Source organism: Paraburkholderia phenazinium (assembly GCF_900142845.1).
Taxonomy (GTDB): Bacteria; Pseudomonadota; Gammaproteobacteria; order Burkholderiales; family Burkholderiaceae; genus Paraburkholderia; species Paraburkholderia phenazinium_A.
Map to the genome: position 1 here is coordinate 968778 of NZ_FSRU01000002.1, position 26088 is coordinate 994865.

The 26088-nt window shown below is 63.2% G+C and carries 19 protein-coding genes; 6 read left to right on the forward strand and 13 right to left on the reverse strand.

The genetic code is table 11. The annotated features are described in order from the left end of the window. Window positions 1-224 precede the first annotated feature (224 nt). The 3 genes from BUS12_RS21505 to BUS12_RS21515 all read left to right on the forward strand — a co-directional run bounded on the left by BUS12_RS21505 (window position 225) and on the right by BUS12_RS21515 (window position 4376). A complete protein-coding gene (locus BUS12_RS21505; protein ID WP_074299129.1) occupies window positions 225-2534 on the forward strand; it encodes a TonB-dependent receptor in 2310 nt (769 codons plus the stop codon). A 70-nt stretch (window positions 2535-2604) separates the two neighbouring features. Further along, the gene (locus tag BUS12_RS21510) at window positions 2605-3264 is read left to right on the forward strand and encodes an LLM class flavin-dependent oxidoreductase (protein WP_171991694.1); all 660 of its coding nucleotides are present in this window, start codon (window positions 2605-2607) and stop codon (window positions 3262-3264) included. Next, the gene (locus tag BUS12_RS21515) at window positions 3261-4376 is read left to right on the forward strand and encodes an LLM class flavin-dependent oxidoreductase (protein WP_074299133.1); all 1116 of its coding nucleotides are present in this window, start codon (window positions 3261-3263) and stop codon (window positions 4374-4376) included. The genes BUS12_RS21510 and BUS12_RS21515 overlap by 4 nt, the downstream gene beginning before the upstream one ends. Window positions 4377-4412: 36 nt before the next feature. Here BUS12_RS21515 and BUS12_RS21520 read toward each other — a convergent pair whose 3' ends face one another. The 3 genes from BUS12_RS21520 to BUS12_RS21530 all read right to left on the reverse strand — a co-directional run bounded on the left by BUS12_RS21520 (window position 4413) and on the right by BUS12_RS21530 (window position 7742). Beyond that, entirely contained in the window at window positions 4413-5510 is a 1098-nt protein-coding gene (locus BUS12_RS21520) for a sigma-54 interaction domain-containing protein (protein WP_074299135.1), read from the reverse strand. Window positions 5511-5758: 248 nt separating this feature from the next. Next, entirely contained in the window at window positions 5759-7027 is a 1269-nt protein-coding gene (locus BUS12_RS21525; RefSeq protein WP_074299136.1) for an ATP-binding protein, read from the reverse strand. Further along, window positions 7011-7742, reverse strand: a complete 732-nt coding sequence (locus BUS12_RS21530; protein WP_074299138.1) for a response regulator — start codon at window positions 7740-7742, stop codon at window positions 7011-7013. Before BUS12_RS21530 ends, BUS12_RS21525 begins: the two co-directional genes overlap by 17 nt. A gap of 386 nt (window positions 7743-8128) precedes the next feature. Between BUS12_RS21530 and BUS12_RS21535 the strand changes: the two genes are divergently transcribed. The 3 genes from BUS12_RS21535 to BUS12_RS21545 are packed head-to-tail and all read left to right on the forward strand — an operon-like array spanning window position 8129 to window position 14160. Further along, the gene (locus BUS12_RS21535) at window positions 8129-9676 is read left to right on the forward strand and encodes an efflux transporter outer membrane subunit (protein ID WP_083640548.1); all 1548 of its coding nucleotides are present in this window, start codon (window positions 8129-8131) and stop codon (window positions 9674-9676) included. Beyond that, on the forward strand, window positions 9673-10890 hold the full coding sequence (locus BUS12_RS21540; RefSeq protein WP_074299140.1) for an efflux RND transporter periplasmic adaptor subunit: 1218 nt from the start codon (window positions 9673-9675) through the stop codon (window positions 10888-10890). The genes BUS12_RS21535 and BUS12_RS21540 overlap by 4 nt, the downstream gene beginning before the upstream one ends. A 12-nt stretch (window positions 10891-10902) precedes the next feature. Next, complete coding sequence (locus tag BUS12_RS21545) at window positions 10903-14160, forward strand: efflux RND transporter permease subunit (RefSeq protein ID WP_074299143.1); 3258 nt, start codon at window positions 10903-10905, stop codon at window positions 14158-14160. Window positions 14161-14234: 74 nt separating this feature from the next. Here BUS12_RS21545 and BUS12_RS21550 read toward each other — a convergent pair whose 3' ends face one another. The 10 genes from BUS12_RS21550 to BUS12_RS21595 form a co-directional block, all read right to left on the reverse strand. Then, the gene (locus tag BUS12_RS21550) at window positions 14235-14477 is read right to left on the reverse strand and encodes a hypothetical protein (RefSeq protein ID WP_074299146.1); all 243 of its coding nucleotides are present in this window, start codon (window positions 14475-14477) and stop codon (window positions 14235-14237) included. Between the two features lie 2 nt (window positions 14478-14479). Beyond that, on the reverse strand, window positions 14480-15706 hold the full coding sequence (locus BUS12_RS21555; RefSeq protein WP_074299148.1) for an alkaline phosphatase family protein: 1227 nt from the start codon (window positions 15704-15706) through the stop codon (window positions 14480-14482). A 51-nt stretch (window positions 15707-15757) separates the two neighbouring features. Next, a complete protein-coding gene (locus tag BUS12_RS21560; RefSeq protein ID WP_143788421.1) occupies window positions 15758-16243 on the reverse strand; it encodes a hypothetical protein in 486 nt (161 codons plus the stop codon). A 511-nt stretch (window positions 16244-16754) separates the two neighbouring features. Further along, complete coding sequence (locus BUS12_RS21565; protein WP_074299152.1) at window positions 16755-18008, reverse strand: MFS transporter; 1254 nt, start codon at window positions 18006-18008, stop codon at window positions 16755-16757. Window positions 18009-18343: 335 nt separating this feature from the next. Beyond that, window positions 18344-19069 (reverse strand): alpha/beta fold hydrolase, encoded by a 726-nt coding sequence (locus tag BUS12_RS21570; RefSeq protein WP_437123886.1) that lies wholly within the window; start codon window positions 19067-19069, stop codon window positions 18344-18346. A 242-nt stretch (window positions 19070-19311) separates the two neighbouring features. Beyond that, on the reverse strand, window positions 19312-19665 hold the full coding sequence (locus BUS12_RS21575) for a DUF4148 domain-containing protein (RefSeq protein WP_074299154.1): 354 nt from the start codon (window positions 19663-19665) through the stop codon (window positions 19312-19314). Window positions 19666-20120: 455 nt separating this feature from the next. After that, entirely contained in the window at window positions 20121-20591 is a 471-nt protein-coding gene (locus BUS12_RS21580; RefSeq protein WP_143788422.1) for a hypothetical protein, read from the reverse strand. A gap of 168 nt (window positions 20592-20759) precedes the next feature. Beyond that, window positions 20760-22082, reverse strand: coding sequence for an MFS transporter (locus tag BUS12_RS21585; RefSeq protein WP_074299158.1), 1323 nt, complete (start codon window positions 22080-22082; stop codon window positions 20760-20762). A 283-nt stretch (window positions 22083-22365) separates the two neighbouring features. Then, entirely contained in the window at window positions 22366-24549 is a 2184-nt protein-coding gene (gene katG, locus BUS12_RS21590) for a catalase/peroxidase HPI (protein WP_074299159.1), read from the reverse strand. A 255-nt stretch (window positions 24550-24804) separates the two neighbouring features. Beyond that, window positions 24805-26082, reverse strand: coding sequence for a calcium-binding protein (locus BUS12_RS21595; protein WP_253190179.1), 1278 nt, complete (start codon window positions 26080-26082; stop codon window positions 24805-24807). Window positions 26083-26088 lie beyond the last annotated feature (6 nt).

The following is a 26088-nucleotide window of genomic DNA, read 5'->3' on the forward strand; positions in this document are numbered from 1 at the left end:
AGTCAGCAGGCGGGTTGCATGGATGATCGCGAATCCAGCATCGCCCCTGCTTGCGATGCAGAAAATCCCCGTGCCGTAGGCCTTAAATGAATTGGCACAGCAGTTGCATAAGGTGCCCCCGCCTTTCCGGTGCGAGCCGGATCACAACAGGGCCAGTCATGTCTTCACGCGGCGTATGCCGTGTGTTTGCGCTGGCCCACGCAGCGTGTTCCTCGGGGATTGAGATGAAACAAAAATTATTGAGCGCATCGGTCAGCGCATCCGCACTGCTGACGCTGCCGCTTGCCGCGCATGCACAGACAAGTTCACCGCCGGCATCGCAGGCGGAAGCCGCTAGCGCGGTACCGGCCACTCGCGCATCACGCGCGAGCGCGGAGAAACCGGTTGCCACGCTAAAGAGCGTCACCATCACGGCGGAGCGGCGCAAGCAGTCCGCCCAGGATGTGGGGGCTTCCGTGTCCGTTCTCTCGGGTCGCGACCTGAAGGACATGAACGTCAACAACGTCAACGATCTCCAGCACGCCACGGCCAGCGTCGAGGTCGAGCCGGCGTTCGGCGGTGGCCAGCCTCAATTCAGAATCCGCGGCGTGGGCTTTATCGACTACAGCGCGAACAACTCGTCGACGGTGGGCGTCAATGTCGACGACGTGGCTTACGCCTTGCCGATCCAGACGCAAGGACAGATCTTCGACATCGATCGCGTCGAGGTGCTGCGCGGTCCGCAGGGCACGCTGTACGGCCGCAATACGACGGGCGGCACGATCAACTTCATTACCAACAAGCCGACCAACGAGTTCGAGGCGGGCATCACGACCGAGTACGGCTCGCACAATCTGTTCAACAACGAGGGTTATATTTCAGGGCCGATCAGCGACACCTTGCGTGGACGCCTGGCCTTTTCGACCTCGGACTTCGGCGCCTGGCAGACCAATCGTGCCACCGGTCAATCGCTTGGCAACAACGACACCGCGGCGGTACGCGGACAACTCGACTGGGATGCGACACGCGACCTGAAATTCCATCTTGAAGCCCATACAGGTTTCGACAAGTCGGACAACGAAGGGCTATCGTTGATCCAGCCGTTTACGTCGTTGTCCGGCGGGGCCGGCCAGGTCCTGGTGCCGGCCGATACGAACTACACGGCGACGGGCTGGGGTTTGAGTCCGGCGTTTGCCCACCTGGTTGGAATCTCGCCCGATGCCAAACCCGGCCGCGACAACGACAGCAACGGCATCAGCCTGACCGCCACGTACAGCCTCGGTCTGGTTCAGTTGACCAGCATCACCGCCTACAACTTCCTGCACCGCCGCGAATACGCCGACTGGGACGCTACAAGCTACAGCGCCTCGGACGAGTACTTCAACGACACGGTCAACGAATTTACCCAGGAATTCCGCGTGTCCTCCAACAATCCGCAATCTCGGCTGCACTGGGTAGCGGGAACGTTCTATTCTCACGACAGCCTCGACGAGAAGTTTTACTCGGACTTCACCGATCGCCTCGGCATCATGGCCTTGACCGCGTACGACCAGCAGGTCAACACACTCGGGGTCTACGGCCAGGCGACCTACGACATCACAAGCCGTCTGCACGGCATCTTCGGCTTGCGCCAGGAACACGAAACCCGCGACCTGACCAATTTCGAGTCCGGCTCGGTAACGGACTCGTCGTTCAGCCCGTTTTATAGCCCGAGCGCGCCGAACCAGTCGGTCACCTCGAACGGGACATCCGGCAAGATTGGCATCGAATACAACCTGCTGCCGAAGACCCTGCTTTACGCGACCATCAGCCGGGGCTACAAGTCCGGCGGCTTCACAGCGCACAACACGACGGATTCCGATGCGCTTGCGCCGTTCAAGCCGGAAACGCTGACCGCCTACGAGGCCGGCTTCAAAAGCGACCTGAACCGCAGCTTGCGCCTGAACACGTCGGTGTTCCACTATGATTACCGCGACCAGCAGGTGCTGTCGGCGGTGTACGACAGCAACTCGCAATCGCTGATCGGCACCTTCGTGAACGCACCCAAATCGGAGATCAACGGTTTCGAAAGCGAGCTCGAATGGGATCCGATTGCAGGACTCACGATCTCCCAATACGTAGGCTACAAGGAAGGTAAATACACTGCGCCGTTTGTCACGTACGATACGCAGGCATCGGCGGCGGCCGGTCATAATGTGTTTACCAATTACCAGGGAACGGCGCTGAGCTTTCCGCGCCTGAGCTACGGTGGTCAAGTGTCCTACAACTGGCGTACTGACGGGTACCGGTTCCGCGCGGAGACGAACTACAGCTTCCACGATACGTATTCGCAATTGCTGCTGCTCGGACCGGGTTACACCGTCGAGTCGTACTGGCTCGTCAATGCGAGCGTGTCCGTCACGCCACCGGGCGGACATTGGGACTTCACGTTCTGGGCGCGCAACCTGTTCAATCGTCAGTATGACTTGACGAAGAACTTCTTCCTGCCGGGCGATAGCGTGGCGGCGGTGGGTGAGCCGAGAACCATCGGCGTGCGTATTTCCTATAAGTTCTGACCCCGTGCTGGCGACGCATACTCCACCGCACCTCGTTCTGCGACTGGCTGCCACGAACGACGGCGCCACGTTGGCGCTATCCGACCGGATCGGGCTTGCGCGCGCCGCGCAAGCCGCGGGGGTCGACACGGTGCTGTTGCCCACCCAGCCGCAGGAGCCCGACCCGTGGATGCTGGCCGCGGCGCTCGCCGCCGAGATTCCCGATCTGCGCGTGATGGTTGGGCTGCGCGTAGGCTCGATGCTGCCCGTGGTGGCCGCCCATCTTGCGCAGAGTATGCAGTCGCTAAGCACGGGCCGCCTGATCCTGCAGATGGAACTCGATGAGCCCACCGATACCGGACGCGACTATCTGAACCATGCGCAGCGGCTCGAACGGTGTGTCGAGTTCCTGACTATCTTTCGGGCCTTACGCCAAGGCATGCCGCTGCAATATCGCGGCACCTTTTTCCAGGTCGAGAACGCGCAGCTTCCCGATCTGGCGGCGGCCATGCCTCCGGTCTACTGGTTGCCGCAGTCAGCGCACGAGTATGCGATAGCCGCCCGCCACTGCGATGGCCTGTTGTTTCGCTGCTTCCCGCCGGCCGCCGTTCGACATGACCTGGCCGATGCCTGGCGCCGCTTTGGCGCGGCCATGCCGAACCCGCGCGAATGCTTTTACGCTGTATCGGTCGAGGGTCCCGAGGCAAGTCCCGGGACGATGCCGAGCGGTGTCATCCGAGGTCAACCGTGACAGTCGAGTTCAACTGGTTTCTGCCCACCAACGGCGATGGCCCGCATCTCGCCAACAGCGGCCTGCCTCGTCCGGCCAACTTCATGCGGGACTATCGGCCGGCCACACCGGCCTACCTGCGGCGTGTCGCGCTGGCGGCCGAGGCGGCGGCGTTCGACGGCCTGCTGGTACCGACGGCTGCCGGCTTCGAGGATCCGTGGCTGGTCTCCGCGTTGCTGGCAGGGACAACCCAAAGGATCCGCTTCCTCGTGACGTTTCGTCCAGGGCTCGAGCAGCCGGTCCATGTGGCGCGCAAGGCGGCGACCCTGCAGCAGATGTGTCAGGGTCGTCTGCAACTGTTCGCCGTGACGGGATCGAGTGCTTACGAGCAACGTTCGGTCGGCGATTTTCTCGACCATGACGAGCGCTATCGCCGTACCGGCGAGTTCCTGCGCGTCATGAAGCGTTTGTGGCTCGGCCCGGGTCAGAGCTTTGCCGGACAACACTATACGTTGAGCCCGAATCACCCCGGCGTGCCGCTCGACACGCCGCCCTGGCTGCACGTCGGCGGCGCCTCGGCCCTGGCCGAGCAGGTCGCCTCGAGCCAGGCGGACTCTTACCTTTTATGGGGGGAGCCGCCGGACATGGTGCGCGAACGGATCAACCGGATCCGCGCACTAGCGGGCGTACTGGCGCGGCAGATTCGCTTTGGTCTGCGGGTTCACGTGATCGCGCGAGAGACCGAACGCGAAGCCTGGGCGCGCGCCGATCAACTGCTGGACGATATCTCCGAGCAGATGTTTGCCGATGCGCAGCGGCAACTCGCCTCCTACGAATCGGTGGGACAGCGGCGCCAGACCGAACTGAGTCACCGTGTCCTGTCGACGGAGCGGTCCATGCGGAGGCTGGAGGTCTATCCGAATCTTTGGGCTGGCGTGGGTCTGATCCGCGGCGGCGCGGCAACCGCGCTGGTGGGAAGTTACGATCAGGTCGCGGCCCGGCTTGACGAGTATCGCCGGCTTGGCATTCATACTTTCCTGCTGTCGTCGTATCCGAATCTCGAGGAGGCGAGCCGGGTTGGCGAGCATGTTTTGCCGCGGGCCCGGCAACTGGCCCGTGCGTCCCCCGCCTAGCGACAGGCAGCGCCACTTGAATCGGATCGCCGAAGACTATTCTTCGGCTTCGTCCAACGCGGATTCCGCGCGGCTTTCCTGCAGCAAACCATGTCGAACCAGCAAAGTGCGCACCGTATTACGGGTGACACCGAGGAGTTGGGCCGTTCGTACCTGACTGAAGCGGGAATAGGCATAAGCCTCGCACACCACCAGTTCTTCGATGTCGCGCAGCAGGTTCTCGCCAGGCGAACGGAACAGCCGAAGTACGCCGGCCTTGATTTCCGCTTGCGGCGGACCTTCACCGTGGCCGGCGGGCTTCGCATAGCCTGCCAGCGCTTCGGAGAACTGAAGATGCTCCGGACGGACCAGGTTACCGGTCGACACCAGCAAGGCCAAATGGATGACGTTTTCCAGTTCCCGGATATTGCCGGGCCACGGATACGCCTGCAGCGCCTGAACCGTCGCCTCGGACAACATGGGCTGCGGTCGCTTCAACTGGGTGCAATAGCGGGTGAGGAAGTATTCGGCGAGCAGCAGCAGGTCCTGCGGCCGCTCGCGCAACGGCGGCAGCCTCAACCGTACCAGGCTGATCCGGTAGAACAGGTCCATGCGGAAGTTGCCCGCCAGTACCGCGCGTTCGAGATCGACATTGGTTGCCGCGACCACACGAACATCGACAGGCCTGGCGCGGTTCGTCCCCACACGCGTCACTTCGCCCTCCTGCAGCACCCGCAACAGCTTGGCCTGCAGTTCCGGTGCGAGATCGCCTATTTCGTCGAGAAAGAGCGTGCCGCCGTTGGCCTCTTCGAAGTATCCGGTACGCCGGCTATGCGCCCCGGTAAACGCCCCCACCTCATGGCCGAACAGTTCGCTCTCCGCCAGTTGCGGATTGATGGCGCTGCAATTGATGGCGATGAACGCGCCGCTGCGGCCGCTGACATGATGAATGTGACGGGCCACCAGTTCCTTGCCCGTCCCGGTCTCGCCGAGAATCAGGACCGAAGCCGAACTGGGTCCCACCTGCTCGATGACGCGCAGAATTTCGACCGAGGCGGGATCGACGAAGACCAGGGCTTTGGCGCGGATGGAGATAGCGCTATTTTCGCTGTCCGGGAGCGATATCAGGCGAGGGGATTCGGGTGGACTGCCCATGATGGGAGGAGTTGAGTGGACGGGTAGTCGATATCGCGGACCGGAGCAGTGATGTTAATCAAACTGCATCTCCTTACGAAGAAAGAATTAATAACTTGCTTTCCCCTGAATCTGCGATAACCATTCCTGGCCCCGTGAATTACGGAGCGCCGCCCGGCACCAACCACCCCTTGGAAAACTTTCGACTATCGTCAACTTGCAACGCGCGTCAGGACGTCACGTTGCCGGATAAACGTAGGGATACCCGATCACCCCATCCGATCCGGAAAAACCAACGTCACCACCAACCCACCGTCCGCCGCATTGGCGACACCCAGCGTCCCGCCGTTGCGGCGTACCAGTCGTCGCACAATCGCGAGTCCCAGGCCGCAATGGGCGTCGCCGCCGCGAGCGGTGTCGAGACGCACGAACGGCTGCATGGCGTGGTCAAGCTGATCGTCGGGAATGCCGGGGCCGTGATCGCGCAGCGTCATCGTATAGAGGCCGTGCTGCACGACCGTGGTGATTTCGACAGGCGGCTCGCCATACGTCATGGCGTTTTCCAGCAGGTTGGCGAGAATGCGGTCGAGATCGACCAGCGGCAATCTGAACTGGCCGCCCGCGTGCAGATCGAGTTTCACCAGCGAGTCTTCTGCGTCCTCGTCACGGGGAACGCTGCCGTACTGACTCTGGCAAAAGGCATCGACAGACACAAGCGGCGAGCCGTCCGCACGGTCGCGCACGAAGTCGAGGAACTGCGTGACGATCCTGCCGAGCGATTCGACGTCGCCGAGAAAACCGATCCGTTCCGCGCCGTCCGGCAGCAGGTCTGCGCGCACCTGCATGCGCGTGAGCGGGGTGCGCAAATCGTGAGCGACGCCCGCCAGCATCATCGCCCTCTCCTGTTCGTATTCGCTGATTTCGCGAATCATCTCGTTGAAACGGGTGATGAGTTCCGCCACCTCGCGCGGGCCGCTCACTTTCACCACCGGCGTGCTGACGCCGATACGGAATTCGCGCGCCGCAGTGGCCAGCCTGCGCAGCGGCCGTTGCGCCTGCCATGCGCCGAGGAACGCCACCAGGATCGCCAGTGCAAGCATCAATCCCAACGCGGCATGCACGCGGCCTTTGGTCAGGGTGGCGTCCGGTATCCGCAGCCAGCGGGTGTCGCCGGCGTAACGGACCCAGACCGTGCCCGTATCCGCGGCCAGCACGACCTGACTGCCCGGCGGCAAATTCTTGCGCAGCGCGTTCTCGTAGAATCCGTGCGTGTCCCGCGGCGAAGGCGGCTCGTTACCGGGCGTCGCATCGTCCGCATCCAGATAGGTCGAGCCGAGCGTCGCCGCAATGTGCCGGGCCGCCTCGATACTGTCGCGCCGCGCCTCTTCGACCACCTGCACGCCGCGGGAGGCATGTTCAGCGTGTATCTCGTTGGCTTCGAAGCCGAGCACGACGAGCGACGCCATGTAGGCCAGCACCAGCAGGCTCGTCGTCATCAGCGCAGCGCGGCCGAAGATCGTGTTAAACGGGTTTTTCATCGTCGCTGTCGGTCGGCACGAACATATACCCCACGCCGCGTACCGTCTGGATCACGCAAGGTTGCGACGGATCCTCCTCCAGCAGTCTGCGCAGCCGCCACACCGAGAGGTCCATGCCGCGCTCGGTGATATCCACATCCGGGCCGTACAGCAAGTCGAGCAGCTTCGCGCGCGACAAGGTTTCCATCGGATGCGTGGCCAGCACTTCAAGCAGCGCGTAGTTCGTGCCGGTCAGCTTGATCCGCTTGTCGTCGCAGAACAGGGCCCGCGCCGCCGTATCCAGGCGGAACCTGCCGAAGCGGTACGTTGCGCGGCCGCTCGCAACCAGCGGCGCCCGGCTCGAATGGCGGCGCAGCACCGCCTTGATGCGCGCCAGCAATTCGAGCGGCGTAAACGGCTTGCCGAGATAGTCGTCGGCGCCGAACTCGAGACCGACCACCCGGTCCAGGTCTTCCGCGAGCGACGTCAGCATGATGACGGGAATCGCATCGCCCATCTCGCGCAATTGCCTGAGTGCGGTCAGTCCGTCGACGCCCGGCATCATCACATCCAGCACCACGATAGACGGCCGCTCCAGTGCCAGCCGGTTCGCCAGATTGGTGGCGTTATGCAGGACCGAAAACTCGATGCCGCGCTGCTGAAAGAACTTTCTGAGCAGGTCGCGCAGGCCGGCGTCGTCGTCTACCAGCAGAACCTGAATCGTTTCACCCTCCACGCACACGCTCCTTTCAGGCCTGTTTAACACCACGGCATGTCTTGCGACACACCGGCCGCCCATTCAATCACATGACCGGATCATAACTGGCCTCGCGAAAGCCGGCATTAGCGCGTTTTTCCGATTATTTCAAACTGAAATTTATCCAGCCGCGATTTCATTTAACGTGCTCGTGCGTTCGGTTCATCGGACAAGACGACCCGCTCACCCTGCCGTTGCGCTCGCCCGATGTCGAGCACGAAAGCCCTGCGGTGCTCATCCGTTTCCGGACGACATCGAAGTCTTGTATACGGCCAAACGGAGTTCACTTGAGCAACCTGTTTCCACCCGGTCGACTTGCGCGCTCTATTTCGAAGATAAGTAGTCCTATTCGCAAAGATCGCCTCTTGCGCCCGACCGTTTTATCGCCCGACACGCACCGCCGCAAGCCGGTGCGGTCATCAGGGCGCAGCCTGCGGCTCGGCTGCGCCCTCGTTGCCACGCTCTGCATCGCGGCCTGCGCCGTGGGTCCCGATTACCGCCGGCCCGCACTGGACCTTCCCGCCACCTTCAAGGAAGGAGCCGACTGGCAGCGCGCGCAGGCCGACCCGCAAGGTGCGATTTCGAGCACCTGGTGGCTCGACTATCGCGACGACACCCTGTCTCATCTGATCGAGCAGTCGCTCAAGGCGAATCAGTCGATCGCCGCCGCGGAAGCCGCCTACCGGCTCGCCAAGGCCACGGTCGACGCCAACACCGCGAGCCTCTTTCCGACCGTCGGCGCGGGCCTCTCCGGATCGCGCAGCGGCACCGGCGCCGGGGCCAGCACGACAGGCGCGGGCAGCGTGACCAACCTCGCCACCGCGGATCTCTCCGCGAGTTGGGAGCTCGACCTGTGGGGCGAAGTCCGGCGCGAGATCGAGTCGGCCAAAGCCAGCGCCGAGGCGAGCGACGCGCAGCTTGCCGGCGAACGCCTGTCGATCGCGGCGAGCGTCGCCTCCGACTACTTCGCGCTGCGCCAGGCCGATATCGACATCGATTCGCTCCAGCAGCAGCAACAGCTCGACGCCCGCATTCTGGAGATGACGCGGGCCGGTTTTCTGCAGGGCACTGCGTCGAACGACGACGTGCTCACGGCACAGGACACGCTGGAAGCCGTGATTGCCGACCTGCAAACCACCGAGACCTCGCGCGAGCAGGACGAGCATGCCATCGCCGTGCTGATCGGCACGCCGCCGGCCAGCTTCTCCCTGCCGCCGCAGCGCGACTATGCCTTCGCCACCCCCTCGGTGCCGCTCGGGTTTCCCTCCCAACTGCTCGAACGGCGCTACGACGTGGTCAACGCGGAACGCACGGCGGCGGCGGCCAACGCCAAGATCGGCGTCGCCAAGGCGGCCTTCTTCCCGACCCTGACGCTTTCCGCGGAAGGCGGCTTCGAGCACAACACGCTGGCGAACCTGTTCTCGCTGCCGAGCCGCTTCTGGACGCTCGGCCCGGATCTGGCCGCGACGATCTTCGATGGCGGCGCGCGCACGGCGGCGGTCCACGAGGCCGAAGCCACCTACGACGAAGAGGTTGCGACCTACCGCGCAACCGTGCTGACGGCGTTCCAGAACGTCGAGGACAGCCTGTCTTCGTACAACCATCTGCAGCAGCAGGAACAGGCGTTCGCCCACATCTACCAGCGCAACCGCCAGCTCTTCGCGAGCGAACAGGCCCAGTTGCAGGCCGGCACGGCCAGCGAGCAGAGCCTGCTCACCCAGCAGCTCACGCTGTTACAGGCCGAGCAGAACCTGAAGGACACGCAGGCTTCGCTCGCCGAAAGCAGCGTCACGCTGGTCAAGAATCTCGGCGGCGGCTGGCAGTGGGATGACGCAAAAGGCGCCGCGGTAAGCGCCAATACGTCCTCCCCACAGCAGCCGTTGGAACAAACATCAGGAGTCCTGTCGCAATGAAACATCACACGTTGTGCTTTGGCCTGTTCGCGCTGTCGGCACTCGCCGCGCTTTCCGCCTGCAGCGGTCACGGTCAGCCGCCGGCACCGCCGCCCGCCCAGGTCGGCGTCGTCACTGTCGAACCGCAAAGCATTGCGCTCACGCGCCCCCTGATCGGACGGCTCGCGCCCTACCTCAGCGCCAACGTCACCGCGCGCGTCTCCGGCGTCCTGCTCAGGCGGGTCTACACCGAAGGCAGCGAGGTCAAGCCCGGCCAGGTGCTGTTCGAAATCGACCCTGCCTACTATCAGGCCCAGCTCAACAACGACCTCGGCGTGCTCGGCGAAGACGAGGCTACCTGGTTGAACGACCGCGTCAACGCGGAGCGCTATCACAAGCTGTTGCCGGCCGGCTCCGTGTCGCAGCAGACCGTGGACAACGCCGACGCGACCGTGCGCACCGACGCAGCCAAGGTCAAGGCAGACCAGGCGCTGGTCGACAGCGCGCGGGTCAACCTCGGCTATACCAAAGTGACCTCGCCGATCGGCGGCGTCGCCAGCCAGCAGCAGGTGACCGTCGGCGCCGTGGTAGGCAGCAGCACGAGCGACGCCGGCTCCGGCGGCACCCTCCTCACGACCGTCAACCAGATCGATCCGCTCTACGTGAACTTCACCATCAGCGCGGCGGATCTGCTGACGTTGCGGGAAGCGAACCGCCGCGGCAATGTCGCGCTCGCCCAGCAGGATCAGACCACGGTGCAGATCGTCTTGCCGGATGGCACCCCGTACGATCAGTCAGGTGTACTGGATTTCTCCGACGTCACCGTCAACGCGACCACCGACGCCGTCAACCTGCGCGCGCGGGTGCCGAACGCCCAGCACATGTTGTTGCCCGGCATGTACGTGACGCTGAACGTCAACCTCGGCCAGCAGCACGATGTCTTCCTGGTGCCGCAAGAGGCGCTGCAACGCGACACGGTCGGCGCCTACGCAATGATCGTCGACGCCGGCGGCAAGGTGGCGCGCAAGGACGTCACCGCCACCGACAACGCCGGCACCGACTGGATCGTCACTAGCGGTCTCACGGCCGGCGAGCAGGTGATCGTCTCAGGCCTGCAAGGCGCACATGAGGGCGCCCAGGTCAAGGCAAGCCCGTGGCACGCCCCGGCAGCAGCCTCGCCGCAAGGCAGTTCTGCCCCTGCTGCAGGCGCGCAGAGCGCCGGCAACGCACAATAAGGAAGCCGCCCCATGCCCCGCTTTTTTATCGATCGCCCGGTTTTTGCCTGGGTGATCCCGATTCTGATCTGTATCCTCGGCGTGATTTCGATGCTCAATCTCGGCATCGATTCCTACCCGGACATCGCACCGCCTGAAGTCACCGTCACGGCAACCTACCCTGGCGCCAGCGCGGCGACCATGGAGTCGACCGTGACCCAGGTGATCGAGCAGCAGCTCACCGGCATCGACAACCTGCTGTACTTCAGCTCGGCGTCCAACTCCAACGGCACCGTCACCATCACGCTGAGCTTCGCGACCGGCACCAATCCGGATACGGCGGAAGTGCAGGTGCAGAACAAGGTCAGTCTGGCCCAGCCGCTGCTGCCGACCCAGGTCACCCAGCAGGGTGTCGTCGTCGCCAAGGCGAGTCCCGACATCCTGATGTTCGTGTCGCTGCAGTCGAACAATCCGGCCATCGACGCCTCGCGCCTGAGCGACATCATCGCTTCGCAGATCCAGCCGGTCATCGCGCGGGTCAATGGGGTGGGCAACACCTTCATGCTCGGCTCGGAATACGCCGTGCGGATCTGGCTGAATCCGGACAAGCTACAGGGCTACGGCCTGTCCACCACCCAGGTGCTCAACGCCGTCAGCGCGCAGAACGCGCAGTTCGCGACGGGTTCGCTCGGCGCCGATCCGGCCGTCAAGGGGCAAACGTTTACCGCGACCGTGTCCGGCGATACGCTGTTTTCCTCGCTCAAGCAGTTCCGCGACATCATCCTGCTGACCAATAGCAACGGCACCGTCGTCAGGCTGAGCGACGTTGCCCGCATCACCTTCGGCGCGCAAACCTACGGCTCGGCCTCGGTCTACAACGGCAAGGCCGCCGGCGGCATGGGCGTGTATCTGCTGCCCGGCGCCAACGCCCTCGCGGTCGCCAAGGCCGTGAAGGCCGAGATGGCTATTCTCGCCAAGGATCTGCCCGCCGGCGTCAAGTGGGATGTGCCTTACGACACGACGCCGTTCATTACCGCCTCGATCACCGACGTGGTCCGCACGCTGCTCGAGGCCATCGTGCTGGTCTTCGTGGTGATGCTGATTTTCCTGCAGAACCTGCGCGCCACGATCATTCCAACGCTCGTCATTCCCGTGGCGTTGCTGGGCACCTTTATCGGCCTCTCGCTGCTGCACTACACGCTCAATCAGCTCACGCTGTTCGGCATGGTGCTCGCCATCGGCATTGTGGTGGACGATGCGATCGTGGTGATCGAGAACGTCGAGCGCATCATGACGGAAGAGCGTCTCCCACCACGGGAGGCCACCCGCAAGGCAATGGGCCAGATTACCGGCGCGATCCTTGCGATCACCGTCGTGCTGGCTGCGGTGTTCGTGCCGTCGGCGTTGCAACCGGGCGCCACCGGCATCATCTATGCGCAGTTTGCCCTGACGATCGCCGTATCCATGATCGTTTCGGCTTTCCTTGCCATGTCGTTCACACCGGCACTGTGTGCGGCCATTCTCAGACCGACGCACGACGAGCATAAGAACGTAGTCTTCCGCTGGTTCGACAGCGGTCTCGAACGTATCAACCGGACCTACATTCGCCAGATCGGCGGTGCGGTGCGTCACGCGCCGCGCTGGATGATTGTCTTCGTGCTGCTGGCTATGCTGGCAGGTTTTCTGTACACGCGTCTGCCCACCAGCTTTGTCCCGGATGAGGACCAGGGTTTCATGCTCGCGCTCGTCAACCTGCCGACAGGCGCCACGATCCAGCGCACCGACCAGGCCATGGCCGAAGTCTCGGACAAGCTCAAGCATAGTCCCATCAGCAAAGACATTGCCGCCGTGTTCCAGATTGAAGGTTTCAGCTTCGTGGGCAATAGCGAAAACGTGGGCATGGCGTTCATCCAGTTGACCGACTGGGACAAGCGCCCGGAAACCGCGATGCAACTGATTCCGCAAGCCAACAGGATATTGCACGGGATTCCCGACGCGCAGGTCTTCGTCGTCAATCTCCCCACCATCCGCGGCCTGAGCCAGTTCGGCGGCATCGATATGTTCCTGCAGGCTCGCGCGGGCCAGTCGCGCGCGCAACTGGCGCAGGCTGAACATATTCTGCTGGGCAACGCCGCCAAAAACACGACGCTATACGGTATTCGTCCCAATTCGTTGCCCGATGCACCGCAACTGGAGATGTCCGTCGATCGCGTACACGCGCAGGCCATGGGGCTCTCGCTGACCGATGTCTACAACGCCATCCAGATGGAGCTGGCCCCGTACTATGTGAATCAGTTCACCTATGGGGGGCGTGTCAAGCGGGTGTATCTGCAGGCCGACGCGCCCTACCGGATGGGCGTGGATGCGTTCCAGCACATCTATACGCCGAGCGGAATCAGCAGCGCCTCGACCGGCGCGGCCAGCTCATACGCCGATACCACCAACACCAGCGGCTATCTGACCACCGTCAATCCCTCCGCGAGCAATACCTCGCTCAGTCCGTACAACATGGTCCCCCTGTCCAGCGTCGTGAAGACGCACTGGGATGTGGGTCCGGTCGCGTTGCCGCGCTATAACGGCTACTCCGCCATCGAGATCGTCGGCAACCCGGCGCCGGGCTATTCGACCGGCGAGGCCATGAAGACCCTGCAGCATATCGTCGACACCGCGCTGCCATCGGGTTTCGCCGCGGACTGGACAGGTCAGTCGTACCAGGAAATTCTGGCCGGCAATTCGGCGACGCTGCTGATGATCCTGTCGATCGTGGTGGTGTTCCTGTGTCTTGCCGCACTGTACGAGAGCTGGTCGATCCCGGTCGCCGTCCTGCTCGTGGTGCCCCTGGGCATGCTCGGCATGCTGGCGTTCTGCCTGATGCGCGGCATTCCTAACGACATTTACTTCAAGATCGGTCTCGTGACGGTGATCGGCCTTGCGGCGAAGAACGCGATCCTGATCGTGGAGTTCGCGGTGGAGGGACAGGCCAAGGGCATGACGCTCTACGACGCCGTGCTGAGCGCCGGCAAGCTGCGGCTGCGCCCGATCCTGATGACCTCGATGGCCTTCATTCTGGGTGTCTTCCCGCTGGTGATTTCGACCGGCGCAGGGGCTTCGTCGCGGCACGAAATCGGCACGGGCGTGATCGGCGGCATGCTGTTCGCGACCTTCCTCGGGCTGCTGCTGATCCCCGTGTTCTACGTGGTCGTGCGGCGCGTGCTCGGCGACAAGCTCGACGAGGTCTCGCACAAACTGCCGCATCACGGCGATGAAGGCGCCCACGACGCCGGCGCCTGATAGCCCTCCTGCTGGAGCACGTCGGCGAGCGGGCCGACGTGCTCCAGATCCTGCATCCCCATCCCGAACGACTGCTAGCGTCGCGCCCGTCTTTGCCGGTCACGCTCGGCCAGCAGTGGCGGCATCAGGTCCTCGATGTATTGCCGCGCTTCGCCGCGTGTCGTCACCCGCTGGAAACGCTGATGGGCCTGAGCGTGGCCATCCAGCTCGATATGGGCTTTTTTCAGCACGTGCAGGAAGGCCATCAGGCTGGTGCCGTCGCGCAAAGGCTCGTTGTCGCGGAGATGGCGGTTATCCGGTGGGATTTGTCGGGCCATGGTCAGAGGGTCTCCGGGCAGTCGACGCGGCAAGTCGTCGAAATCAGCGACAGCAGGTCCGTCGCATTGCGATCGCGTTCGGTCAGCGACGGGATGTCGAACAGGCGCTCGAGAGTCGCGAGCACGGAGCTATGGTCGTACACGGTATGGTCGATCACGCCTTGCCTGACCCACGGCGACACCACGATGGCCGGGACGCGCACGCCGTAGACATCGAACAGGAATCCATTCGCGTTCAGCGTCGCAGGCGCGTTGTCGTTCGGCCGCGCTGCTTCGCCGGGTTCGACGGAGTCGTAAAAGCCACCATGCTCGTCGTACAGGATCACGAGCAGGCTGCTCTGCCACAACGGCGAATTGCGGATCGCGTTGTAGACGCGAGCCACTAGCTGGTCGCCGGCCGCCAGACGGTCCATGGGATGCTGCGAGGTACCGCCCTCGTAGGTGCTCTGGACGATGTTCCCATAGGAAGGTTCGATGAAGGTGTAGCGGGCGGTGTAGCCGGCGTTGAGGTCGGCCCCGAAGTGCGACAGGCCGTCGACGTCGAAGAAACCAATGCCCTTGATAGACGCCACTTGCGGCACCCGTCCACACAGCAGGCCCGAGTCGTCCTGATAGAGACGGTAGTTGCCTTTGCCCAGTGCGTCGAAGATGGAACCGTTCGGGTAGGCGAAGCCACCCAAAGGCTCCCATGCCGCCATCTCCGCTGAGGTCGGCGAATGGTCCAGGCCGGCCGAGGACGCGCCGTGCAGGAAAAACCGGTTCGGCCAGGTCGGACCAGGCAGCGACGCACGCCAGCCGTCGCATAGCGCGAATTCAGTCGCCAACCGGTACATGGCAGGCGACTGCGCGGCGGTGTCGACGCCCTGCATGATCGCGCCCACGCTGGCCGCCGGCGGTGGCGCGCCTTCCGTGTGGCTCGTCGCGTAGTTCGAGGCGAAGCCGCCGTTCAGGACAGGCGGATACGCCGCGCCTTTGGTGAACGGCACGCCCGCGCCGCAAAGCTGTTCGAGTACGTCCGTGAACTCGTGTCCGGGGTCGGTGGGCATGGGGTCGGGCGCCCCGCCGCCGAACGCGTAGGTCGTGCCGTTATAGCTGTTGGTATTGCCGGAAGTCGCCGCGACGATACCCGGTATGCCCGACAGCGCAAACATATGATCGAACGACCGGTTCTCCAGCATCAGCACAAACACATGTTCAATGGGTGTTCCGCCCGGCGCGATTGCGTTCATGGAGTCTCGGATTGGTCAGAGTCGGTTGGTCGTATCGGTTGCTTCATCGCGTCATCCGCCTGCCGCTGCGGCGGCCTGAACGCCCGATGCGGGCATCACGCCAGGTACGAGGTTGACGGTCTGGGGCGAGGCACTGCTCACCGTCCCGTTGATGAAAATCTCCGCCTCGGCAAGCGCGCAATTCCCATGGAGCATTTGCACATTCAGCACTTCGCTTCCCACGTCGATGGCGGAGTCGTTGCCCGCATTCTTCAGGGCGGTGATATACGCGAGCATCGGTTGTGTGTACACCTTATCAAGTGCCGACTGCATGCTGCTGATCGACGCCTTGGCGTAGATATTGGCGTTGATGGCGGACTTGCTGCCGCTCACCACGGTCGCGCCGGCGGTCATGGCATGAATCGTCGTTATCGGGGTAAAGACCGTGCCTAGCGCGGTCAGGATGGTCGTCGCTATATCGCCCGAGGTATTCACCGTATTTTCGGTCAGTACCAGCTGATTGGCGAATTTCTGACACTTCATCATCGAATCGAGCACCACGCCTCGAATGAAATTCTTTCGGCAAGTACTCGCACCCGTATCCGTGCACACCTCCGCCGTCTGAAGGGCCGTCTGGTCTATCTTCAACGGCTCGGCGCTGACCAGATTCGAACTGGCCGCATTCAACCCGGACAGCAACGTTCCGCATCCGGACAGAAGCACGCACGCAACAACGGATATCCCCTTGTTTATCGTACTCATTGGCTAACCTCATCCTTATTGGCGAGTCGTTCTTAGATGCTTACGATTAGCAATACGATGGCGTTGATACGCTATTTTGCGAAGTCCCCGGCTCACACGCCGTTCAAAGTATGTGAGTTAGATCTTATAAAAGCACATGGCGCACGCTATTTCAAGAAGCAGTGGCGGCAAACCTGTTCACTCTCCGTGAGCAGGTTTGCCGCCGCATCAGTTGAATTAAGCAGTCCGAGACGATGCGGTGAGATTTCAGGGAGGGGGCATTGCCGGCACAGCGTGAAAACCGTCGGCGCAGCCTGTCGTTCGACGCTTAAAGCGCGACGCTGCTGCGGCCGACCACGCTCCGGTTGATATGGTTGTAGATCGCGCCGATCGCCATCAGCACACAGGTCCCGAGGAACACCGCGCGCATGCCGAAGTGTCCGCCAACAAAACCTCCCAGCAACGGGCCGAGCACCTGACCGGCGTACTGGGAGGAGGTGGAATAGCCGAGCATCTTCCCGGCGATGTGCTGCGGCACGCTGTGCCGGATGACACTGGCGACACACGGCAAGAGACCGCCCAGCGCCATGCCCATGAGAAATCTCAGCGCGACGAGTTGCCAGCCTGCCGTCACGAACGCTTGCGGAATCAGCAGCACGGCCGACGCCGCCAGACAGCCGACGATCACATTCCAATGACCGATCCGGTCGGCCAGCCGTCCGAGACGCGACGCCGAGAGGATGCTGCCGAGTGCCGCTGCGGACATGACGAGCCCCGCCACGAAGGTCACCTGGCGCACCTCGACAATCTGCGCGACGAACACGGTGATGATCGGTTCGATGGACATGTTCGCCACCATCAGCAGCGCGCCGGTGACGAGCATGGCGACGATCGGCCGTCGGTCCGGGATGGCTTGCCAATCGACGTGCTGCGCGTCGCGCTTCTTCACGACGCGGTGCGGATCTTCCTTGAGCAGGAACGCCGTGGCGAGAAACGCGATGAAAATGAATGCGCCGGCTGCGAAAAAAGTGGCCCGCACGCCGATGAGCGGCGGCAACGAACCGCCAATCAGAGGCCCCGCGAGATTGCCGGCCATGATCCCCGACGACAAAATGCCCAGCGCCCAACCGCAGCGCGCCTTCGGCGTCTGGGTGGCGACCAGCACGGTGGACCCCGACGCATAGCCGCCGAGCAGCCCCGCGAGCAGGCGCAATGCCACCAGTTGCCAGACGTTGTGCGCCATGCCGATCAGCGACATGGCGACGGCCATGCCAAGGCTGGCGCGAATCAGCATCAGCTTGCGGCCGTAACGGTCGCCGAGCTTGCCCCACAACGGCGCGGTGAACGCGGCGGAGAGAAAAGTCGCGCCGTACGCGACACCGGACCACTGCACGATCGCCGCGTGGCTCTTGACGCCCAGTTCTTCCACGTAGAGCGGCAGAAACGGCAGCAGCAAGGTCATCGCCACGATGGTGGTAAACGAGCCGAAGACGCAGACAAACAGGTTGCGCTTCCAATGAGTCGCGCCGTCTTGCGACGGCGGCGTGGAGGCTTGTGCGACGCTTTCTTGCGGGTTCGCCATGTTTCGATCCGGAGTAGACGGTGGCCGTGGATCAATGGACCTCTGGCGGCATTCACGGAGCGCGAGCCACTGCATGGTCCGGCGCAACGTTCGGTGTTGCCTCAGGTTGCTTCGGTTGTTTCCGTTGCGCTGGGACGGCCATGGGCGATGCTACGGGGTAGCACGCTCCGCATCCAGTCCAGCAGACATACTAGTATTAACGGTACTGGTCTGCTCAGGACTGCGTTCGAACCGCCCGCTCACTTCCGGCATGCCGATGCGTCGGCCCCCGGTTCCGGGCCGTCACACGAACGCGCCCTTCTCCACGGGCGCGCCCTTGACCACTCTTCGGCGTATTACTGTTGCGCGTGCTTCGCCGCGTCTTCGATCACTGCCGCCACTTCCTTCGGACGCGATTCGTAGACCGAGTGGCTCGCGCCGGCCAGCACCGTGGTGTGGCTATGCGCGCGCTGGTAGTAGAAGCGTTCGAGATCCGGGTTGATGATCTTGTCGTCCGCGGCCACGATGCCCCAGCTCGGCTTGGTGGTCCACGCCGCGACCGACATCGGTTGCGAGAAGACCTTCGCTGCCGTCAGGATCTGCGACTGCGCTTCGAACTGCGCTTGCTTGACCGGCAGATCGGCCGCGAAATCCTTCGGGAAGTCCGCCGGATTCAGATACGTGTAGCCGTCGTCGGTCTTCTTGATGGCGCCCGGCTGCTTCGAGGTGTAGCTCGGGTATTGCTTGCCCAGGTCCGACTCGTCTTCGCCGACAGCCGGCGCATGCGCCGCGACATACACCAGGCCGGCCACCTTCGGATCGACACCGGCTTCGGTGATGATCGAGCCGCCGTAGCTGTGCGCCACGAGAATGGCCGGGCCGTCCTGCAGGTCGATCACGCGTTTGGTGGCGGCGACGTCGTCGTCCAGCGAGGTCAGCGGTTCCTGCACCATGGTGACGTGGTAGCCGTCCTTGGTGAGGATGTCGTAGACCGGCTTCCAGCCCGCACCATCCACCCATGCGCCGTGTACCAGCACGATGTTTTTGATCGGGGCGGCAGCAGGCTGAGTGTCCTGCGCCATCGCACCAGTGGATGCGAACAGGCAAGCGGACAAGGAAAGAATCGATGCGGCGATAGGCGAGATCTTCACGGTGAAACTCCATCAAACGGGAAAGGGGGTGAAATTCAAAAAGTAGCTGGCTTGACCGGTAACCACACAGGATTGCGCGGCGCACTCGTCTATCAAGCCGTCTACCTCTGCAACAGGAACGATTGGGGGTCCCACACAAGACAACGCGTGGCGCAGACCCCCTCGTGCATCACTTAGCTACCGAAGAAGATGTTGCAGAAGCTGACCGGACCGACACAGCCGGCGCTGGTGCGCATCGCCGTATGCGATGCCGTGCCCGATGCCGAGCTACCGTTCGGGGCGACGCCGCCGACTGCCTGGCTGGTCAGTTGCGAATCGTCCTGCGCAGCGATCTTCGCTTCAGCGGCCTGGATGTCGGCCGGGTAGTTCAGGTCGTTAGCAGACGGGGTGTAGCCGGCCTGTTCGACACGAACCAGATCGGCACGCACTTCTGCACGCGTGAGAGGCGCATTCGACTGGGCGAAGCTGAGAACCGGAGCGCCAAGGGTGACAGCGGCGAGAGCGAGACCTGCGAGCATTTTCGACATGATTAAGATTCCTTAATAAAATTAAATCAACCTGACGGCGGAAACCGTCTTCTGGCTGGGGATAAACAGTCCGGTTCCGGCTTTTCACTGCGCGCCCCGTACTGCGTCTACATCAGGGCGAACACGAGGCCTTAGGGTTTATTCCAGGCTTTTTTCGAAACCGTCCAAAGTCTGGTGGTCACCTTGGGCAGCCCCTTGCTGGCTGGAGCCGGACCTCAATTTCTTGCGACAGACGAATATTCGCGCATCGGCGCCCTGCTCTCCAGCCGTTTGCGACGAGTCGGCGACAGGCGTCGCGAAATGCATGTGGGAAGGCGCGAAGCTCCGGGCGTGCCATGAAGACCGGCGGATGCGGATGGCGGAGCGTGAATTCGCAGTGGAAGACGGGCTTACCTATGACACCGATATAGGAACCATATCGGCGACGAGTGCGGCGAAGCACTTCGCCGCGGCGTTCAGTCGGACTTCACCATGACGAGCGCAAACAGATGCGAATAGCCCCAGGCGCGATCGCCGACATAACCCAGCACCTGGAGCGTCGCGCCGCCACGCATGGCACTGCCGAGCGCTTCGTCGATCCTGTACTGGTAGAGCGACGCGGTTTTCGCTTGCGCGTCGTAGTCGTACGGCCAGCGGGCGATCTCCTTGAGAACGGACGCGTCGCCCATCGCCTTGTACGGCAGCAGCACCGCCGAACTATTGAGCGTAATCACAGAGCCGAGCGCCGGCAGTCCGTATTCGCGCAGAAGCTTGCCCGTAGGGTCCACCTTGTAGCGAACCGAGTTGACCGTGACAAAGCCGGTGTCCTGCTGCAGGGCGATTTGACTGTCGGGAATGTAGAGGTAGCCGATGTTGCCGGCGCACCCGACCAGCCAGCATCGCTCCGCGTGAGCGGAGACCGGCAGGAAAAGGATGAGGACGCTCATCAGGACCAGGCGCGGCCAGTTGGGCAAAACGGATCTCCAGTGGAAAGGGGCAAGCAGAAGCATAAACGACGCGGAGGTCGTTGAGTGAATGCCGATGCCCGCTCGCGTTTGCCCGTGCCTGTGTCCGCCTTTGCCCGCTTTGCCCGCCTTTGCCTGTACTCGCCTGTGTCAGCCAGCCGGCGCCGCGGCATCCTCGCGGATCGGTTGACGGGCCATGAACCAGTAGAACAGCGCCGCGCATCCGGCGATGATGCCGCCCGAGATAAAGGCGAGCGCATAGGAACCCGTGCGGTCGACGATAAAGCCCGCCACGACGGGCGAAAATGCGCCGCCGAAATAGCCGCCGAAATTTTGTATCGCACTCACCGACGCCACCATCGACGACGGCGCGATATCCGCCGCCAGCGCCCACGCCGAGCCGACCACGGCGGCAATGAAGGCGAGGCCCACGGTGAACAGCACGAGCGTCACGCTGAGCGCCTGAGTGAACGGCAGCGCGATCGCGCACACCGCCGCGCCGGCCGCGCAGCACGCAATCAACAACCGCTTGGCGTCGATCGGCGAGGCAAGCTGGCGATCGACCATCTTCTTCGCCAGATAACCGACCGCGATTTCGCCGATCGCGCCGCCAGCCCAGGGAATGCCCGCCACCACGCCAAGCTGCGTGAACGAGATGTGAAAACGGTCGAGCAGATACAGCGGCAAGAACACGAGGAAGATATTCCACAGCCAGATCGTGCAGAAGTAGCCGAGAATCATGCCCCACACGCTGCGCCGGGTGAACAGCGAGCGCCAGCGCAGCGTCGAGGTGGTCAGCGAACGTTCGTGACCGCCGCCGCCCGCTTCGATATAGGCGAACTCTTCCTTCGAGAGGCGTTTGCTGTCCACCGGGTTGCGATACAGCAGCAGGAACAGCAAGGCAAACGCGATGCCGACCGCGCCCGTCACATGAAACAGCGAACGCCAGCCGAACGCGATCATCAGCGCGACGAGCATGGCGGGCGCGAGCGCCGGCCCCCACTTCGACGACGAATCCCATACGCCCGTCGCAAAGCCGCGTTCCTTGGCAGGGAACCATGCGGCGGTGATTTTCGCCGAGGTCGGCCAGCACGGCGCCTCGCCCACCGCGAGCAGGGCGCGCATCACCAGCAAGGCGGAGATCGAACCGACCACGCCGGTCAGCCACGTGGCGACGCTCCACCAGATCATGCCGAGCGCGTAGGCCCGCCTGGCGCCGAAACGGTCGATCACCCAGCCCGCCGGCAATTGCATCACGGCATAGGTCCACGCGAACACGCTGCCGAGCAGCCCGATCTGCGTGCGCGTCAGGCCGAGTTCGTGAATCATGCCGGGCGCGGCGATCGACAGGCTGGCGCGGTCCATGTAGTTGATGATGCCGCCCACCAGCAGCCAGAGCAGGACATGCCAGCGGTAATTGAAGCGGGCGGGCTGCGCCGCCGCAGCCGATGCGGCAAAGGTGTCTTTGTCCAACGTGTGTCTCCGTCCAGATGGCCTGTGGCGGCCATTCATCGGTGTCGTGGGTGTCGTGCATGCGGTTGCGTTGCGCGACACGCTGCTCTTCTGCAGGCACTGAACGACAAGTGTACGGATGGGGACGGCGCGGCTCCAATGTCGAAACCGCATGAGCCGATAGCGTTTGCGTTATCGGCTCATGCGGTCAGCAAAAACGCGCGAACGAAAAACGGCCGGTCTCACGACCGGCCGTTCGTCCGTTCTGCTGCAACCTCAAACCTTCAAGGTCCAGCGTCTGCGCTCAGGCAAGATCGAAGCGATCGAGATTCATCACCTTGACCCAGGCCGCGACGAAGTCATGCACAAACTTTTCCTGTGCATCCGCGCTGCCATAGACCTCGGCGAGCGCCCGCAGTTGCGAGTGCGAGCCGAAGATCAGATCGACACGCGTGCCGGTCCACTTCACTTTGCCGGTCGCGCGATCATGGCCTTCGAACACGTCCTTGGCCTCCGACACCGGCTTCCACTCCGTGCTCATGTCGAGCAGGTTGATGAAGAAGTCGTTGGTCAGCGCTTGCGGACGTTGAGTCAACACACCGTGCTGGCTCTGCCCATAGTTGGTATTGAGCACGCGCAGGCCGCCCACCAGCGCGGTCAGTTCCGGCCCGGTCAGCGTCAACAGTTGCGCCTTGTCCACCAGCAAGGCCTCGGCCGGCACGGCGAGCGGTCCCTTGAGGTAGTTGCGGAAGCCATCGGCGATCGGTTCGAGTACGGCGAAAGCGTCCACATCGGTTTGCGCCTGCGACGCATCCATGCGGCCCGGTGCGAACGGCACCGTGACGTTATGACCGGCGTTTTTCGCGGCCTGCTCGACACCCGCGCTGCCCGCCAGCACGATCAGATCGGCAAGCGAAATCTTCTTGCCGCCGGACTGCGCACCGTTGAATTCGCGCTGAATCCGTTCGAGCGTTTCCAGCACCGTCGCCAGTTGAGCCGGCTGGTTGACCTCCCAGTCCTTCTGCGGCGCGAGGCGAATGCGCGCACCGTCTGCGCCGCCACGCTTGTCCGAGCCACGGAAGGTGGAAGCCGACGCCCACGCCGTCGACACCAGTTGCGAGACCGACAGCCCCGACGCCAGAATCTTCGCCTTGAGCGCGGCAACGTCCTGCGCATCGACCAGCGCATGATCGACCGCGGGAATCGGGTCTTGCCAGATCAGTTCTTCGGCCGGCACTTCCGGGCCGAGATAGCGGGCGCGCGGACCCATGTCGCGGTGCGTCAATTTGAACCACGCCCGCGCAAACGCATCGGCGAACTGCTCCGGATGCTCGTAGAAGCGCCTTGAAATTTTCTCGTAAGCGGGATCGAAGCGTAGCGAGAGATCCGTTGTCAGCATGGAGGGCGCATGGCGCTTCGAGGCGTCGTGCGCATCCGGGATCGCCCCGGCCCCTGCCTCGCCCTTCGGCTTCCATTGATGCGCGCCGGCCGGGCTCTTCGTCAGCTCCCATTCGTAGCCGAACAGGTTCTTGAAGAACTCGCCGCCCCACTGCGTCGGCGTGCTGGTCCACGTGACTTCCAGGCCGCTGGAGATGGCGTCGCCGCCCGAGCCCGTGCCGAAGCTGCTCTTCCAGCCGAGGCCCTGCTGCTCGATGGGCGCCGCTTCCGGTTCCGGTCCCACGTGGGTCGCAGGACCGGCGCCATGGGTCTTGCCGAAGGTGTGACCACCCGCGATCAGCGCGACCGTCTCTTCGTCGTTCATGGCCATGCGCGCAAAGGTCTCGCGAATGTCCACGGCGGCGGCGAGCGGATCCGGGTTGCCGTTCGGGCCTTCCGGGTTGACGTAGATCAGGCCCATCTGCACGGCAGCGAGCGGGTTTTCGAGGTCGCGCACGCCTGAGTAGCGTTTGTCGCCGCCCAGCCACGTGGTTTCGGTGCCCCAGTAGACGTCTTCTTCCGGCTCCCAGACGTCCGGGCGGCCGCCGGCGAATCCAAAGGTCTTGAAGCCCATCGATTCCAGCGCGACGTTGCCGGTGAGAATGATCAGATCGGCCCACGAGATCTTGCGGCCGTACTTCTGCTTGACCGGCCAGATCAGCCGGCGGGCCTTGTCGAGGCTGACGTTGTCGGGCCAGCTATTGAGCGGCGCGAAACGCTGCTGGCCGGCACCGGCGCCGCCGCGGCCGTCGCCGGTGCGATACGTGCCGGCGCTGTGCCATGCCATACGGATAAAAAACGGCCCGTAGTGACCGAAGTCCGCCGGCCACCAGGGCTGCGAGTCGGTCATCACCGCCAGCAGGTCCTTCTTCACGGCGGCGAGGTCGAGACTGTTGAACTCTTCGGTGTAGTTAAAGCCCTCGCCCATCGGATCCGACAGCGACGAGTGCTGATGCAGGAGTTTCAGATTCAGTTGTTTAGGCCACCAGTCCCGGTTCGACGTACCGTCGCCGGAGGTGTGGTTGAACGGACATTTCGCTTCGGTCGACATGTGCTTCCTCCTGTGATCGTGAGCGCTCAGCTACCCGGCTGCGCCTCGACTTCGTGCAATGGGCTTCAATGGTAGTGTCTGGGAAGTTAAGGCGGAAATAGGTTTATTTGATGGCAAGGCAATAGAAAAACTAAAGCCGGCGTCGTTCGTGGGGCTCCGGTGGTTCCGGTTGTGCCGGTTGGCGACGCGAGGTGACAGCATATACCAACGGTCTTGCCGCTGTCTGACCGTGGGCAATGCGTAAAAGATCCGCAGCTAGTTCGGGAAGGTCACTTCCAGCAAGACGGGGTGATCGGGAACGTCAACCCGGAGCTGTTTCACGTTGCGCTCCGTTTGACAGGGCGCCGTGCCGCGCGTCGGGTCGTAGAGGTCCACGCGCGCAGCCATGCCGCCCAGATCGACACGAACCGGTGCGGACATCGAGAGCGCCGGTTTCCCGCTGGCCCGATCCCAAAACGGCACTTCGTTCCACAAGGCGAGGATGGATGTTCCGTCGGCCTTGCGCAGGTACACACTTCTGCCGGAGGGCGGCAGATCCGAAACGGTATAACGCCTGCCCTCCTCGTCCATCTGGTTCGAGGCGGTATCGCCGTTTGCCTTCAATATCGCCATGAGATTGTGCAGCGCGATTGCAGCCGGTTTCGCCCGGTTGTCGAACGTGAACAGACCGTAGTGCATACCCGCGTCGACCTGGCGCGGGTCCGCCTTTTCATCCAGAAGTTCGTAGAGGTAGGTTCTGGACACACCCGAGATGGCCGCGTCGAACAGGCCGTTCAGGATGCCCTTTGCCTGGCTATCCTCATCAACGCCAATCTGGTACCAGCCACTTTGCGGCAAGGTGAAATAGCCGAACTCGGTGATGACCAACGGCAGAGCAAATCCCTGAATGGCCCGGGTGCCCTTTTTTATCCATGAGTCGGCGTTGGCGGTGTAGCCGGGCTGCGCTCCGTTCTGCGGATACACATGCACATTGGCGTAGTCGGCCGAGCCGGTTCGGGTCGTGACCGACGCGAGGTCGTATCCGGTCAGGTCGTAGACGGCAACGCCGCTCAAGGCGGCATCGCCATGCACAAAGGCATAGATTGCCTTCTGCGCCGCCAGACCTGCCGCGTCTCCTTTAAGACCGTCATAGGCGATCGGCCAGTTATCGATTTCGTTATATCCCTCCACTGCGTCGACGCTGCCGGGCGACGCCGTCGCGACGGCCTTGATCTGCGCGAGCGAGCGGGCCGTCTCCTCCCGGACGATAAAATCGAACCGGATACCGGCGCTAGCCAGGTCGGCATACGCAGACAGGGGCGCCGCGCCTCCAGGCGCCGCATCCCGAACATGGCGCACGCCGAGCCAGACCAGATCGTCCTTCACGTTCTTCACATTGGCGTAGGCACCGTCCGTGTAATGGATGTGGGTGTTGACCGCAATGCCCTCTACGAATCTGTCCACACTCATGGTCTGATCCGCGGCTGCGGCCGATCCGCAAGCCATCGCGGCGACGCTCGACACGACACACGCAACCCGTGCAAGCTGATTCAACTCGAC

What these genes read in the sequence shown, in the direction of transcription:
- BUS12_RS21505 (WP_074299129.1), top strand. Translation starts at nt 225, where the DNA reads ATGAAACAAAAATTATTGAGCGCATCGGTCAGCGCATCCGCACTGCTG.
- BUS12_RS21520 (WP_074299135.1), bottom strand. Translation starts at nt 5,510, where the DNA reads ATGGGCAGTCCACCCGAATCCCCTCGCCTGATATCGCTCCCGGACAGC.
- BUS12_RS21525 (WP_074299136.1), bottom strand. Translation starts at nt 7,027, where the DNA reads ATGAAAAACCCGTTTAACACGATCTTCGGCCGCGCTGCGCTGATGACG.
- BUS12_RS21540 (WP_074299140.1), top strand. Translation starts at nt 9,673, where the DNA reads ATGAAACATCACACGTTGTGCTTTGGCCTGTTCGCGCTGTCGGCACTC.
- BUS12_RS21545 (WP_074299143.1), top strand. Translation starts at nt 10,903, where the DNA reads ATGCCCCGCTTTTTTATCGATCGCCCGGTTTTTGCCTGGGTGATCCCG.
- BUS12_RS21550 (WP_074299146.1), bottom strand. Translation starts at nt 14,477, where the DNA reads ATGGCCCGACAAATCCCACCGGATAACCGCCATCTCCGCGACAACGAG.
- BUS12_RS21555 (WP_074299148.1), bottom strand. Translation starts at nt 15,706, where the DNA reads ATGAACGCAATCGCGCCGGGCGGAACACCCATTGAACATGTGTTTGTG.
- BUS12_RS21565 (WP_074299152.1), bottom strand. Translation starts at nt 18,008, where the DNA reads ATGGCGAACCCGCAAGAAAGCGTCGCACAAGCCTCCACGCCGCCGTCG.
- BUS12_RS21570 (WP_437123886.1), bottom strand. Translation starts at nt 19,069, where the DNA reads ATGGCGCAGGACACTCAGCCTGCTGCCGCCCCGATCAAAAACATCGTG.
- BUS12_RS21575 (WP_074299154.1), bottom strand. Translation starts at nt 19,665, where the DNA reads ATGTCGAAAATGCTCGCAGGTCTCGCTCTCGCCGCTGTCACCCTTGGC.
- BUS12_RS21580 (WP_143788422.1), bottom strand. Translation starts at nt 20,591, where the DNA reads ATGAGCGTCCTCATCCTTTTCCTGCCGGTCTCCGCTCACGCGGAGCGA.
- katG (WP_074299159.1), bottom strand. Translation starts at nt 24,549, where the DNA reads ATGTCGACCGAAGCGAAATGTCCGTTCAACCACACCTCCGGCGACGGT.